The organism is Amycolatopsis sp. lyj-84 (assembly GCF_046549075.1).
Taxonomy (GTDB): domain Bacteria; phylum Actinomycetota; class Actinomycetes; order Mycobacteriales; family Pseudonocardiaceae; genus Amycolatopsis.
On record NZ_JAJPWO010000005.1, the window covers coordinates 1 to 13747 of the forward strand.

General features: G+C 68.2%; 10 protein-coding genes and 1 rRNA gene. 8 read left to right on the forward strand and 3 right to left on the reverse strand.

Going from position 1 to position 13747, the window contains the following annotated elements; translation table 11 throughout:
• A 16S ribosomal RNA gene (locus tag ACLJRM_RS16920) occupies positions 1 to 307 on the reverse strand; the annotation flags it as partial.
• A gap of 458 nt (positions 308 to 765) precedes the next feature.
• Between ACLJRM_RS16920 and ACLJRM_RS16925 the strand changes: the two genes are divergently transcribed.
• Together ACLJRM_RS16925 and ACLJRM_RS16930 are read left to right on the forward strand one after the other, a co-directional pair.
• Positions 766 to 1563 carry an alpha/beta fold hydrolase gene (locus tag ACLJRM_RS16925; protein ID WP_101605857.1) on the forward strand — a complete coding sequence of 266 codons (798 nt, stop codon included), beginning with the start codon at positions 766 to 768 and terminating at the stop codon, positions 1561 to 1563.
• A gap of 8 nt (positions 1564 to 1571) precedes the next feature.
• Positions 1572 to 2330 carry an SDR family oxidoreductase gene (locus tag ACLJRM_RS16930; RefSeq protein ID WP_101612994.1) on the forward strand — a complete coding sequence of 253 codons (759 nt, stop codon included), beginning with the start codon at positions 1572 to 1574 and terminating at the stop codon, positions 2328 to 2330.
• A 51-nt stretch (positions 2331 to 2381) separates the two neighbouring features.
• On the opposite strand, the gene ACLJRM_RS16935 is transcribed toward ACLJRM_RS16930, so the two are convergent.
• A complete protein-coding gene (locus ACLJRM_RS16935) occupies positions 2382 to 3932 on the reverse strand; it encodes a transposase (protein WP_101605856.1) in 1551 nt (516 codons plus the stop codon).
• 185 nt (positions 3933 to 4117) lie between these two features.
• Here ACLJRM_RS16935 and ACLJRM_RS16940 point away from each other — a divergent pair, with 185 nt between their 5' ends.
• The 6 genes from ACLJRM_RS16940 (at position 4118) to ACLJRM_RS16965 (ending at position 12658) form a co-directional block, all read left to right on the forward strand.
• Positions 4118 to 6673, forward strand: a complete 2556-nt coding sequence (locus ACLJRM_RS16940; RefSeq protein WP_410663861.1) for a bifunctional FO biosynthesis protein CofGH — start codon at positions 4118 to 4120, stop codon at positions 6671 to 6673.
• 149 nt (positions 6674 to 6822) lie between these two features.
• The gene (locus ACLJRM_RS16945; protein WP_101605854.1) at positions 6823 to 7674 is read left to right on the forward strand and encodes an arpA protein; all 852 of its coding nucleotides are present in this window, start codon (positions 6823 to 6825) and stop codon (positions 7672 to 7674) included.
• A gap of 16 nt (positions 7675 to 7690) precedes the next feature.
• Positions 7691 to 8539 carry a class I SAM-dependent methyltransferase gene (locus ACLJRM_RS16950; protein WP_174720382.1) on the forward strand — a complete coding sequence of 283 codons (849 nt, stop codon included), beginning with the start codon at positions 7691 to 7693 and terminating at the stop codon, positions 8537 to 8539.
• Entirely contained in the window at positions 8536 to 10314 is a 1779-nt protein-coding gene (locus ACLJRM_RS16955; protein ID WP_168214237.1) for a choline/carnitine O-acyltransferase, read from the forward strand. Before ACLJRM_RS16950 ends, ACLJRM_RS16955 begins: the two co-directional genes overlap by 4 nt.
• Before the next feature lie 188 nt (positions 10315 to 10502).
• Positions 10503 to 11192 (forward strand): response regulator transcription factor, encoded by a 690-nt coding sequence (locus ACLJRM_RS16960; protein WP_101605853.1) that lies wholly within the window; start codon positions 10503 to 10505, stop codon positions 11190 to 11192.
• Positions 11189 to 12658 (forward strand): sensor histidine kinase, encoded by a 1470-nt coding sequence (locus ACLJRM_RS16965; RefSeq protein ID WP_410663554.1) that lies wholly within the window; start codon positions 11189 to 11191, stop codon positions 12656 to 12658. Before ACLJRM_RS16960 ends, ACLJRM_RS16965 begins: the two co-directional genes overlap by 4 nt.
• Here ACLJRM_RS16965 and ACLJRM_RS16970 read toward each other — a convergent pair.
• Positions 12624 to 13697, reverse strand: a complete 1074-nt coding sequence (locus ACLJRM_RS16970) for a hypothetical protein (RefSeq protein WP_410663555.1) — start codon at positions 13695 to 13697, stop codon at positions 12624 to 12626. The genes ACLJRM_RS16965 and ACLJRM_RS16970 overlap by 35 nt on opposite strands.
• Positions 13698 to 13747: the final 50 nt, after the last annotated feature.

Sequence of the window (13747 nt, forward strand, 5' to 3'; positions counted from 1 at the left end):
AGTGTGGCCGGTCACCCTCTCAGGCCGGCTACCCGTCGTCGCCTTGGTAGGCCATTACCCCACCAACAAGCTGATAGGCCGCGGGCTCATCCTGTACCGCCAGAACTTTCAACCAACCCCCATGCGAAGGTCGGTGATATCCGGTATTAGACCCAGTTTCCCAGGCTTATCCCAAAGTACAGGGCAGATTGCCCACGTGTTACTCACCCGTTCGCCACTAATCCACCCGAAGGCTTCATCGTTCGACTTGCATGTGTTAAGCACGCCGCCAGCGTTCGTCCTGAGCCAGGATCAAACTCTCCAACAATGTCAAATTTGATCGAGGCAATATACTTGCTCTCAAAGGAACCTCAAACGAGGTTCAAATACATAAGCTCTACTGGCTTAGTTCACTAGCACACTGTTGAGTTCTCAAGCAACACACCCCGAATCGCACCGCAGTCACGCGGCCTTATCCGAAGCAGTTATTTCTAGCAGTTTTGGTGGGACACCCACTCAATCACCCTGAGGTGAGAGCTTGGTTCGTGTCCCGCGGCCACCCGGTTTCCCTGGCGACTTGGAGAACTTTACATGGCCGGAAACCCCCCAAAACAGGGGGGTACCTTAACTGCGTTTCCGCAGGTCAGAGGCGAGAAATGGGCTCGCAACGGTCGATCACCCGGTGATCGACCCGGGAGCGCCCAAGGTGAACGCCCGGAAGAAACATTGCTCCGAGTACATTGCACCGTATTGAACTCCTGGATTGCTCCGATTAGCGTCGGTCTCATGAGCACTGCGGAACTCGACGGCATCTCCGTCGCTTACGACGACCTCGGCACCGGGTTGCCCGTCGTCCTCGTCCACGGCCACCCCTTCAACCGTTCGATGTGGCGGCCCCAGGCCGAACGCTTCAGCCTGGAGGGCTACCGGGTCATCACCGCGGACCTCCGGGGGTACGGCGAGACCACGGTGGTCCCCGGCAAGACCGGCCTCGACGTCTTCGCCGCCGACATCGCCCGCCTCGCCGATCACCTGGGCATCGAGCGGTTCGTCCTCGGCGGTCTCTCCATGGGCGGGCAGATCGTCATGGAGTTCCACCGCACGTATCCCGAGCGCGTCCTCGGGCTCCTGCTCGCCGACACCTCCCCTCAAGAAGAGACAGAAGAGGGCAAGCGCGTCCGCAACGAGACCGCGGACCGGGTCCTCGCCGAGGGCATCGGCTGGTACGCCGACGAGGTGCTGACGAAGATGGTCTCGCCGGAGAACGTCCGCACGATGCCGGACGTGGCGGCGCACGTCTTACGGATGATGCGCACGACTCCCCCGGAGGGAGCGGCGGCGGCGCTCAGGGGACGGGCCGAGCGGCCCGACTACCGGGAGAGCCTCAAGAAGGTCGCCGTGCCGAGTCTGGTCGTCGTCGGGACGGAGGACGAGTTCACGCCCGTCTCGGACGCCGAGCTGATGCGCGACCTCATCCCCGGCTCCACCCTGGCGGTGATCGAGGGCGCCGCCCACATGCCTAACCTGGAGCGCGAGGCCGAGTTCGACGCCGTGTTCGCACGGTTCCTGAAAGAAGTTGGGTGATCGTCTCCATGTCCCAGAAGACCGTTTTCGTGACCGGTGCCAGCGCGGGGTTCGGCGTCGAGATCGTCCGCCGGTTCGCCGCCGACGGCGCCAAGGTCGTCGCGGCCGCGCGTAGTAAGGACCGGCTCGACAAGCTGGCCGGCGAGCTCGGCGAGAACGTCCTGCCGATCGAGCTGGACGTGCGCGACGCCGACGCGGTGGCCGCACTGCCGGAGTCCCTGCCCGAGGAGTTCGCCGAGGTCGACCTGCTGGTCAACAACGCCGGCCTCGCCAAGGGCCTCGAGCCCGCCCACCGGGCGAAGCTCGACGACTGGGACCAGATGATCGACACGAACATCAAGGGTCTCGCGCATCTCACCCGCGCGTTGCTGCCCGGCATGGTCGAGCGCGGCCGCGGGCACGTGATCAACATCGGGTCGATCGCGGGCACCTACCCGTACCCCGGCGGCAACGCCTACGGCGCGACCAAGGCGTTCGTGCACCAGTTCAGCCTGAACCTGCGGGCCGACCTGCACGGCACCGGCGTCCGGGTGACCAACGTCGAGCCCGGCATGGTCGGCGGCACGGAGTTCTCCGTCGTCCGGTTCGAGGGCGACCAGGGCAAGGCCGACAACGTCTACAAGGGGACGACGCCGCTCACGGCCGCCGACGTGGCCGAGTCCGTCTTCTGGGCGGCTTCGCAGCCGGAGCACGTGAACATCAACGTCATCGAGTTGATGCCGGTGGTGCAGACCTTCTCCGCGCTTCAGATCCATCGTTCGGAGTAGCCGGTCAGGCAGAGCCTGTCCATTGAGGGTGGTGGTGGGGCCGGGTCTGGGCTAGAGACCGAAGAGGTCGAAGAGCGCCTGCTGTTCCGGGCTCCGCTCGGTCAGCAGGCGCCGCGTCCGCGGGCGGCCGCCGGTGGACGGATACCGCAGCACCGTCTCCCCGATCCCCGCCAGGCTGTCCATCAGTTCGCGGACCGACAGGTTCATCCCCGCCCGGTCGGCCTCGCGCCGCATGAGGTGCGTGACCGTCGACGCGAGCACCGTCACCAGCGTGTGGACGGCGATCCGGTGCGGGGTCCAGTCCCAGCGCGGGGCCGGACCGGCGACGGCGGAGCCGGTCAGCCAGCGGAACGTCGAGTCGAGGTGCGTCCGGGCGCGGTAGGCGGTGACGACCTCGGACACCGGCCAGTCGTGGTCGGTGACCAGCACCTGCTTGCCGAAGAACTCGTCGCGCAGCCGCGACACGGCGGCGTCGTCCACCTTCCACGTCAGCCGGATCTCCCCCGGCCTGGTGCCCGCCAGGGAAGGTGAGAGCACCCGCTCGACACGGCGGCCGCGCGTGATCCGCGCGATTTCGGCGTTCACCTGGCCGCGGTCTCCCCGGTAGGTGCCCGCGGCGAGTGCGGCGCCGAGGCCGGCGAGCTCGCGGGTCGCGGTGCCGAGTTCGTCGCCGAACGCCCGGGCCTGCGCGTTGTGCAGGATCTCCGAATGCGTCAGGATCACGCGCCGCCGCACGCCCCCGACCACGGCTCTGGTGTCGAAGGCGGTCAGCCCGGCGAAGCGCACCGGATCGACGGGCTTGCGCGCGGACGCCGGTTTCGCCAGCAGGTCCGGGTGGTCCGCAAGCGGGAGCGCGCCGACGAAATGCCGTCCGAGGTCCAGTTGCGCGGCCTGACCGGCGGTGAAGACCAGCGTGACGTCGCCCGCCGGGTAGCGCTCCCGGAGGTCGTCCGCGAGCGCGGCGAACGGCGGTGCCCCTTCCCTCGGATAGGTGTGTGACGCCAGCGGGATCGCGCCGTCCTTGGTGACCACCAGGCCGAGGCCGGCGAGTTCGCAGCGGCAGGGGTCGGCCGTGGTGAAGGTGGCGAACTGCGGCACGTCGACGGCGAGCGCGGCGTTCCCCGTCCCCAGCGCCGAGAGCACCGCTTCAGCGACGGCGGTCTCGATCCGCGTGATCCGTTCCGGGGTGAGGCGTTGCAGCGCTCGCCAGTGATTCGCCAGGTCGGCCTTCAGGAACTCGCGCGCGACGCCGTCTTCCCACCAGGAAGCCAGGTCCGTGTCCGGCGCCGTCGCCCGGTGCAGGACGGCGAGCGCGAGATGCGAGCCCAAGGTGGTCTCGGCGCGCTGGGCTCCGACGGCTTCGTCGACCCTGCGGACGAAACCGAGCCGCCGCAAAGTGGCCCACACGGCCGCGACGTCGCCGAAGGTCCGGTGCCGCGCTTCGCCGGGCGCGGAGACGTCGCCGTCCATCGCGCGCCCGATCTCCTCGGCCGTGCCGAGGTAGCGCTGGGACACCACGCGGGGCTCGCCGTCGACCCTGGCGGAGGTGACGAGGTAGTAGTAAGTCCGCCCGCCGACCTTCTTGCCGATCACCGAAGCCACACTTTAGGTAATACACTCCGGCCCACTGATCGGCAACCAAGATCGCGCTCTGACCAGCGGAAACAGTGACGATACCCACGTGGGTGACACGGTGGCGGGATGCGCACTGGCAGCTGGAGCGAGTCCGGCCATAGCGTGCGGGAATGGCATCCCCCGCTGACGCGACCGCCCCCACCACCTCGGCGATGCGCCGTGCGCTCGCCAGGGCGCGCGATGGGAAGACCCTCGACCTCACCGAGGCCTCGATCCTGCTCCAGGCGCGCGGTGACGATCTCAAGACACTGTCCGACCACGCTTCCCGCGTCCGTGACGCCGGGCTCGTCGCGGCCGGCCGTCCCGGCGTGGTCACCTACAGCCGTTCGGTGTTCATCCCGCTGACCCGCTTGTGCCGGGATCGCTGTGGCTACTGCACTTTCGCGACCGTCCCGGGCCGGGTCGAGTCTCCGTTCCTCTCCCCCGACGAGGTCCTCGACATCGCGCGCAAGGGTGCCGCGATGGGCGTCAAGGAGGCGCTGTTCACCCTCGGGGACCGTCCGGAGGACCGCTGGACGGCGGCGAAGGACTGGCTCGACGCCCACGGCTACGACGACACGCTGTCCTACGTCCGGGCGATGGCGATCCGGGTCCTCGAAGAGACCGGCGTGCTGCCGCACCTCAACCCGGGCGTGCTGACCTGGCAGGACTTCCAGCGGCTCAAGCCGGTTTCGGCGTCGATGGGGATGATGCTGGAGACGACCGCGAAGCGGCTCTACACCGAGAAGGGCGGCCCTCACTACGGCTCGCCCGACAAGGACCCCGACGTCCGCCTGCGCGTTCTCGAAGACGCCGGCCGCAGCTCGGTGCCGTTCACGACGGGCCTCCTGATCGGCATCGGCGAGAACTTCGAGGAGCGCGCCGACACGTTGTTCGCCATCCGCAAGGTCGCCAAGACCTACGGCGGCATCCAGGAAGTCATCGTGCAGAACTTCCGCGCGAAGCCGGACACGAAGATGCGCGCGACCCCGGACGCCGACCTCGAGGAGCTCGCCGCGACCATCGCCGTCGCGCGGCTCGTGCTCGGGCCGCGGATGCGCATCCAGGCGCCGCCGAACCTGATCGGCCAGCAGTACGAACTGATGCTGAACGCCGGCATCGACGACTGGGGCGGCGTCTCCCCGCTGACCCCCGACCACGTGAACCCCGAACGCGCGTGGCCGCAGATCGACGAGCTCAAGCGCCGCACCGAAGCGCTCGGGTTCACCGTGCGCGAGCGGCTCCCGATCTACCCGGAATACGTCAAGACCGGCGAGCCGTGGCTGGACCCGCGGATGAACGCGCATCTCGCGCCGCTGACCGACACCGAGACCGGGCTCGCGATCGAAGAGGCCATCCCGGTGGGCATCCCGTGGCAGGAGCCGGACGGCGGCTGGAAGGAGGCCGGGCGCACCGATCTGCACGTCGAGGTCGACACCGTCGGGCGGACGGAAGACCGCCGCAGTGACTTCGACTCGGTCTACGGCGACTGGGACGAGATCAAGGGCAACATCAAGACCGCGCCGCAGCGGTTCGACACCGACATCCGGGATGCCTTGCGCAGCGCGGAAAAGAACCCCGCCGGGCTTTCGGACGACGAGGCTCTGGCGCTGCTGCACGCCGACGGCCCGGAGCTCGACGCGTTCACCGAGATCGCCGACGACCTGCGCCGCGAGGTGAACGGCGACGACGTCACCTTCGTGGTCACGCGGAACATCAACTTCACCAACGTCTGCTACACCGGCTGCCGGTTCTGCGCGTTCGCCCAGCGGCGCACCGACGCCGACGCGTACACGCTTTCGCTGGAGCAGGTCGGCGACCGGGTCGACGAGGCGTGGGCCGCGGGCGCGACCGAGATCTGCATGCAGGGCGGCATCCACCCGGATCTGCCGGGTACCGCGTACTTCGATCTCGCGGCCGAGGTGAAACGGCGTCAGCCCGGCATCCACCTGCACTCCTACAGCCCGATGGAGGTCGTCAACGGCGCTTCGCGGACGAACCTCTCGATCGAGGACTGGCTCGCCCAGGCGAAGGCGTCCGGCGTCGACTCGCTGCCGGGCACGGCGGCGGAGATCCTCGACGACGACGTCCGCTGGGTGCTGACGAAGGGCAAGCTGCCGACGTCGGAATGGATCAACGTCGTCACCACCGCGCACAAGCTCGGCATCACGACGACGTCGACGATGATGTACGGCCACGTCGACACCCCCGCGCACTGGGTCGGGCACCTGAAGCTGCTGGCGAAACTGCAGCGGGAAGGCCTGGAGCGCAACGGGCGGCGCGGGTTCAGCGAGTTCGTGCTGCTGCCGTTCATCCACCAGAGCTCGCCGATCTACCTCGCCGGGCTCGCCAGGGCGGGCACGACGCTGCGCGAGAACCGCGCGGTGCACGCGCTGTCCCGGCTGCTGCTGCACGGGATGATCGACAACATCCAGAGTTCCTGGGTGAAACTCGGCGAAGAGGGCAGCCGCGCGGTGCTCCAGGGCGGGGTCAACGACATCGGCGGGACGCTGATGGAGGAGACGATCAGCCGGATGGCGGGTGCGGCCAACGGGTCGTACAAGACGATCAGCGACATGCGCTCGATGGTCGAACCGCTGGGGCGGCCGCTGCGGCAGCGGACCACCGAATACGGCACGCCGACGACGGAACGGATCGCCGCGGCCGAGGCGTCGGACGGCGTCGCGACCGCGGTCCGGCGGCCGCTGCTGCCGCTTGTCACTTCCTGACGAATAACCCGCGAAGGCCCCCTTCTCCGCGTACAGCGTGGCGAAGGGGGCCTTCACTTTGCGTGTGTCACCGATCACAAGGAGCGGGGACCCCCGTCGTTTTCTGTGCTAAACCCGAGAATCACTTCCGGGCAGCCGAGAGGACGACGATGACCGCGAGCGCAGTCCAGGTGGCCGACACCGCCCGCTATCCGTTGTCCGAACCAGGAAGCCCGGCTTGGCGCGAAATCGTCTCCCGGACCCGCGCCGAACTGCGGGAAACGGGATGCAGTGTGCTCGCCGACTTCATCCGCCCGGAGTTGCGTGACGTCCTTCGCCACGAAGGCGCGCAGATCGCTCCGGAGGCGTACGCGAAGGTCGAACGCGTCAACGCCTACAACATCGCCATCGACACTCCGCTACCGGAAGGCCATCCCGGCCGCACGATCATGGAACGCGGCAACGCCTTCGTGGCACGCGACCAGATCCCGGCGACCGCGGTCATCCAGCAGCTGTACGCGAGCCACGAGTTCCAGCGCTTCGTCGCCGACTGCTTCGAACTCCCCGCCCTCCACGAACTCGCCGACCCGCTGTCCGGGCTGGTGCTCAACGTGATCGAACCGGGCCGCTCGCATCCGTGGCATTTCGACACCAACTCCTACACCGTCAGCATGCTCACGCAGGAGGCCGCCGACGGCGGTGTCTTCGAATATTGTCCGAACATCCGCTCCGAAACGGCGGAGAACTTCGACGATGTCCGTGCCGTCCTGTCGGGCGAAGGAGATCACCTGATCCGACGGCTCACTCTGCGTCCCGGTGATCTTCAGCTGTTTCGCGGACGCTTCGCCCTGCACCGCGTGAGTAGTGTTCAAGGCGCAACAGCACGCCATTCCGCGATCTTCGCCTACAGCGAGCGTCCTGGGGTCATCGGCAGTCCGGAGCGGACTAGACAGCTGTTCGGCCGGGTCCTGCCCGAACACGTCGCTTCAGCGGCCGTCCGGGGCGATCAGCTGCTCGACTAAGTCAGGAGCCCGGCCCGTGCCTTTGGATTCGACCGGCAAGATCTCCTTCGACCACATCTACACCGAGCCCGATCCGCGCGCCTTCTTCGGCACCTTGCGCAGGCTGGACTACGACATCCCCCAGCAGGCCAAGGCTTATTTCGCGAAACTGATCGACGAGTACCGCGCCGAGCGGGACGTCAAGGTCCCGACGGTGCTCGACCTCGGCTGCTCGTACGGCGTCAACGCGGCGCTGTACCGATGTGACACCTCGATGGAGCGGCTGTACGACCATTACACCGATGGCGAGTCGTTGAGCAGGGAAGACCTGATCGCGCACGATCGGCGGATGGTCGAGAGGCTCGCCGTCGGCGACGGAGTCCGCTTCATCGGGCTCGATTCCTCCGCACCTGCCCTGGAGTACGCGCTCGCTGCGGGCTTCATCGACGAAGCGATCCACGCCGATCTGGAGAGCGAAGACCCGACGGAGGAGCAGCGCGCGCTGCTGGCCGACGTCGACATCGTCGTCTCGACCGGCTGCATCGGCTACGTCACGGAAAAGACCCTCGTCCGGATCGCGCGGGAAAGCCGGCCGTGGATGGCGCATTTCGTGCTCCGGATGTTCTCCTACGAACCGGTCGCCGCGAGCCTCACCGATCTGGAGTACGACACGGCCGGGGTCGACGGTGTCTTCCGGCAGCGAAAGTTCGCTTCGGAAGAGGAACGGACCCAGATCCTGGACAACCTGTCCGTCGCGGGCGTCGACCCGCGTGGGCTGGAGGCCGACGGCCGGCTGTACGCGCGGCTGTTCGTCTCCCGCCCGAACGGCGCGGCGGGCGGGCTCGCCTCCGCGCTGAACACCCTTCCCCTTCGAGATCAAGGATGACCGTGAGCAGTCCGGAACTGTCCACCCGCACGTTCGGCAACGAGGAGGTCCTGCCGCGGGTCCCCGTCCCCAGCCTGGAGGACACCTGCCGCCGGTTCCTCGAGTGGTGCTCGCCGCTGCTCACCCCCGGTGAGCTCGCGGAGACCGAAGGCGCCGTCGCCGAGTTCCTCGCGGAAGGAAGCCCTGCGCACGAACTGCAGAGCGCGCTCGAAGCGTTCGACAGCCGCGAAGGCGTCCGAAGCTGGCTCGACACCTTCTGGCCGTACCGCTACCTCGGCCGTCGCGACCGGATCGCGCTCAACGCGAACTTCTTCTTCCTGTTCACCGAATCCCCGCTGGGACAGCTGGAGCGGGCGGCCGAACTGGCCGCGTCGGCGGTGGACTACAAGCTGAAGCTCGACGAGGAACTGGTGCCGCCGATCGTGCTGCGCGGGCAGCCGCAGTCGATGGTGCAGCACAAGTACCTGTTCTCGGCGACGCGGATCCCCGGCGCCGTGCAGGACACCGCGCGGACGCCGTACCGCGAAGACCGGCCGGGGCCGTCGCGGGCGCGGCACATCGTGGTCTTCCACCGCGACACCCCGTTCCGGATGGACGTCATCGCGCCCGACGGCCGCCCGTACTCCCCCGAACAGCTGGTCGCGGGGTTGCAGGCGGTCGTGAAGTCGGGGAACTTCGTCGAGGACCCGGAAACCGCCGCCGGGCATTTCACCACCAAGGCGAGGGCGGAGTGGGCGGCGACGCGGGAATCGCTGCTCGCCGCCGGCAACGCGGCCGCGCTCGACGACATCGAGACCGCGTTGTTCTGCCTGTGCCTGGAGGACTTCACGCCGTCGGGCACGCAGGAGGCGTGCGACAAGCTACTGCACGGTGACAGCGGCAACCGCTGGTTCGACAAGGCCGTCTCGCTGATCGTGTTCGAGGACGGCACGGCGGGGATCAACGTCGAGCACTGTGAGCTGGACGGGACCACGATCCTCGGGTTCACCGACGCGCTGCTGAGCGGAACGCGGCTGGAGCGGCCGCCCGCCGACGGCGTCCCGGCGTCCGAGGTCATCGAGTTCGTCCTGGGCGACGCGTTGCGCGAAGACGCGCGTGCCGCCGCCGCGTCCTTTGCCGCGTACGCCGACGCGACCGCTACGAAGACGGTGTCCTTCACCAACTTCGGCGCGAAGCGGGCGAAGGAGCTGGGGATGTCCCCCGACGGCTTCGCGCAGATGGCGTACCAACTCGCGCACAAGCGCGCGAAGGGGATCACCGGCGCGACGTACGAGTCGATCGCGACGCGGCAGTACCAGAACGGGCGCACCGAGGCGATGCGCGTGGTGACGCCCGAGGTGCTGTGGTTCGCCCACGTGATGGACGACTCGAACGCGGATCGGCAGACCCGTCAGTCGGCCTTCCGCGCGGCGGCGGCGAAACACGTCACGCGGGCGAAGGAGTGTCAGGCAGGCGACGCTCCGGAGCAGCATTTGTGGGAGCTGCAGCTGATCCAGAAGCGGCGTGGCGTCGAGGGATCCCCGGCGCTGTACTCGTCACCGGGCTGGCTGAAGATGCGCGACGACTACCTGAGCACCAGCTCGGCGCCGTCGGTGAACATCCGGTACTTCGGTTTCGGATCGACCAGCCCGCAGTGCATCGGCATCGCGTACGTGCTGCTGCCGGACAGCCTCAACATCTACCTGTGCACGCCGAAGCACGTGGCACACGAGATGGAACTGTTCGCGTCGGAGCTCGCCACCGCCATCGAGGAACTGCAGGAGTTGCTCGCCTGAGGCTGAAGGGGACTTTCCCCTCATCTCACGCGGCGAAGGGCGCTTTCCCCGCATCGCATGCGGGGAAAGTCCCCTTCAGCCGCCGTTTGTGACGAGACCGCACGGCTTTGCGACGGTTCCGCCGCGACTCCGGGCAAGTGCGACGAGGCGCCCTTACGATCGGTGAGCCTTTCGATCTTGGGGGACCCATGCCGCGCATCCTGCTCGTCGAAGACGACGAAGCCCTGGCCGAAGCGCTCACACTCGCGCTGAAGGCCCTCGGGCACGACGTCGTCGTCGCCCCGACCGGGGAGCGGGCACTGGAAGTGCTGTTCACCGACCGGCTCGAACTCGACTTCGTGCTGCTCGACGTCATGCTGCCCGGCATGGACGGCTTCGAGGTCTGCCGCCGGATCCGCGCGCGCAGCCGGTTGCCGCTGGTCCTGCTGACCGCCCGCGGCGACCCGATCGACATCGTCGCCGGGCTGGAATGCGGCGCCGACGACTACGTGGTCAAACCCGCCGAACCGCGGGTGATCGACGCGCGGATCAAGGCGATCGGGCGTCGCGCCGTCACCGCTCCCGGGCCGTCGGCCGGTCTGTTGCGGGTGGGGCGGCTGGAGATCGACGCCGCCGCGATGAGCGTGACCCGTGACGGCGTCGAACTGGCGCTCACCGCGACCGAGATCCGGCTGCTCGTCGAGTTCGCGGAGCATCCGAACCAGGTGCTGAGCAGGCAGACGCTGCTGAAACGGGTCTGGGACTACGGCTACGTCGGCGACTCCCGGATCGTCGACGCGGCCGTCGCGCGGCTGCGGGCCAAGATCGAGGACGATCCGGCGAATCCCGTCGTGCTGAAGACGGTGCGCGGACTCGGTTACCGGCTGGTGAGCGCATGAAGTTCGGGCTGCGTGCCAGGGTGACCGCGGCGGTCGTGGTGGTGACCACGACGGCGACGGCCGTCATGGCCTTCACCGCGGCCAAAATCCAGGAGGACGACGCGCGCGACAGGTTCACCGCCGCGGCGAAAACGTCGTTCGGAGCGATGTTCGGGCAGGCATGGCCCCATCTCCAACAGTTCATGGCCGGCGATATCGCTGCCTTGGAGCACTTCTCCCAGGGCATGGACACGGCGGCGGCGGACTGGATGCTCGTCACCAGCCATCCCCAGCTGACCAACGACGATTTCAAGGCGCCCGAAGGACCTCCCGAGGTCGTCAAGTCCTCCTCACAGAGCTTCGATTGGACGACCGGCACCAGGAACGCGAATCCTCCTGACCGAAGGGCCGCGTTGGAAAGCGTGAAGGACGTGGTCCTCCTGCGGACCACAGGTCCGGGGAAACTGCTGTCGACGATCGCGATCGATCCGCTGACCGGCCGCAGCCTCCTCGTGGTGAGCGCGAACTTCGTCGCGTATTGGGTGGTGCAGTACTTCGACCTCACGCTGTTCGAGCAGGACTTGGCGGTCCAGCGGTGGAAGCTGGTGTACATCGCGCTCGGCGTCACCGTCCTCGGTGTGGTGGCCGCCGTCTTCGCCGCGGGCCGGATCCGGCGGCCGGTACTGCGCGTCGCCTCCGCCGCCCGCGAACTGGGTGACGGTGCCTTCGACGTGCGCGTCCCGGTGAAGGGCCGCGACGAGCTCGCCGACCTCGCCGCGTCGTTCAACACGATGGCCGATCGCGTCGGCACGGCGATCGAAGACCTGCGCGCCAAAGACCGCCAGCAGCAGCGGTTCGTCGCCGACGTCGCCCACGACCTCCGGACCCCGCTCGCCTCGATGGTCGCCACGGTCGAGACGCTCGACAGCGCCACCCCCGAGACCCGGACCCGCGCGACCGAACTGCTCGGAACGCAGACCCGGCGGCTGGCGCGGCTCCTCGAGGATCTGATGGAGATCTCCCGGTTCGACGCGGGGTCCGCGGACTTCCGGCCCGAACCGGTCGAGTTGCCCGCGCTGGTCGAGGACGCGATCGAGGTCAGCGTGCCGGGAACGACCGTCGAGGTGACGAGCACCGGGGACACGACCGTCGTCGCCGATCCGCGCCGCGTGCACACCATCGTGGGCAACCTCCTGGTCAACGCCGTCCGGCACGGCCGGACCCCGATCACCGTGACCTTGGCGGGCACCGCCGGCGCGGTGACGATCCGGGTCGCCGATTCCGGGCCGGGTATCCCCGGGGAACTGCTCCCGATCCTGTTCGACCGGTTCGTGCGGGGCGATCACGCACGCCAAGCGACCGAGGGCAGCGGGCTGGGGCTGTCGATCGCGCGGGAGAACGCCCTGATCCACGGCGGGGAGATCACCGCGCACAACGACCGCGGCGCCGTCTTCACCGTAAGTCTTCCACGGGTGTCACCAGCGTGAGCCCGCGTGGCGCGTAGCCGTCGAAGTACGGCGTCGGGACGTGCGTGAGGATCAGGAACACCGCGGTCAGCACGGCGACCTGGCGTGCCGTCACTTCGCGGCGGCCGAGCCAGAGCCACAACACGACCGCGAAATTGGTCGCCAGCAGGAAACCCCAGCGCGCGTCGTCCCAGCCGCCGAACGCGAGCAGCGTCGGTGCCACGATCGCGGCGACGGGCAGCATGGCCGCGAGCGTCGGGCGGTGCAGGTACAGGAAGCCGCCGACCACCACGATCGCGATCGGCAGCAGGTACAGCAGCACGTCGATGATCGAGTACATCCGCCAGCTCTCGGCCTGCGTGCGCCCGAACAGGTCCAGCGCGTCGGCGCGGTAGGCGAAGTCCGTTGTGGACAGTTCCTGCCGGAGCCGGTCGACGGTACCGGGCGCGGCGGGAGGCAGCGCGAGGATCAGCAGGCCGAGGCCCGCGGCCGGGGCGAGCAGCGCGCAAGCGCGCCGGAACGGGAACCGCCGCAGCAGGACGAAACCGAACACCGGCAGCACGGTGAGCAAAGCGATTTCGTGCACCGTCACCGAAAGCGCCATCAGCGCGCTCGCGAGCACCGGCCGGTTCAGGTGCAACACCCACAGAGCGCCGAAAAGCAGGAGGTACAGCACCTGGTCGAAGTAGCCGACCTCGTGGAACAAGTAACCGCCGGTCGGCAGCAGGAGCCAGGCGACGACCAGCAGCCGTCTGCTTTCGGTACGGCTGCCGAAGAACGCGATCGTCAGGGCCGCCAGCACCGCGCCGAGGACGCCGAAGCTCGCGATCGCGAAGACCAGGTAGTCGTGCCCGAACGGCTTCAGGAGCGTGCCGACGAGGAAACGCCGGTGGAAACCGTCGGTGAGGGAGACCGCCTGCAGGGTCGCCACCCAGTCCCCCGGCAGCCGGAACCCGGTGTACGCGGCGATACCGACGGCGATCCCGAACAGTGCCGTGAGACTCCGCCGCGGGGTCTTCTCAAGAGCGGGAACCTGGGCCCGTTCGAGCAAGGTGGTCATGACGCCAAGCTAGGAACGGCGTATGCGGCCACCGTGACCGATGATCACCG

Excerpts from the sequence above, each read along its gene's own strand:
- ACLJRM_RS16970 (WP_410663555.1), bottom strand. The coding sequence starts at position 13,697 with ATGACCACCTTGCTCGAACGGGCCCAGGTTCCCGCTCTTGAGAAGACC.
- ACLJRM_RS16965 (WP_410663554.1), top strand. The coding sequence starts at position 11,189 with ATGAAGTTCGGGCTGCGTGCCAGGGTGACCGCGGCGGTCGTGGTGGTG.
- ACLJRM_RS16960 (WP_101605853.1), top strand. The coding sequence starts at position 10,503 with ATGCCGCGCATCCTGCTCGTCGAAGACGACGAAGCCCTGGCCGAAGCG.
- ACLJRM_RS16940 (WP_410663861.1), top strand. The coding sequence starts at position 4,118 with ATGCGCCGTGCGCTCGCCAGGGCGCGCGATGGGAAGACCCTCGACCTC.
- ACLJRM_RS16925 (WP_101605857.1), top strand. The coding sequence starts at position 766 with ATGAGCACTGCGGAACTCGACGGCATCTCCGTCGCTTACGACGACCTC.
- ACLJRM_RS16930 (WP_101612994.1), top strand. The coding sequence starts at position 1,572 with ATGTCCCAGAAGACCGTTTTCGTGACCGGTGCCAGCGCGGGGTTCGGC.
- ACLJRM_RS16955 (WP_168214237.1), top strand. The coding sequence starts at position 8,536 with ATGACCGTGAGCAGTCCGGAACTGTCCACCCGCACGTTCGGCAACGAG.
- ACLJRM_RS16945 (WP_101605854.1), top strand. The coding sequence starts at position 6,823 with ATGACCGCGAGCGCAGTCCAGGTGGCCGACACCGCCCGCTATCCGTTG.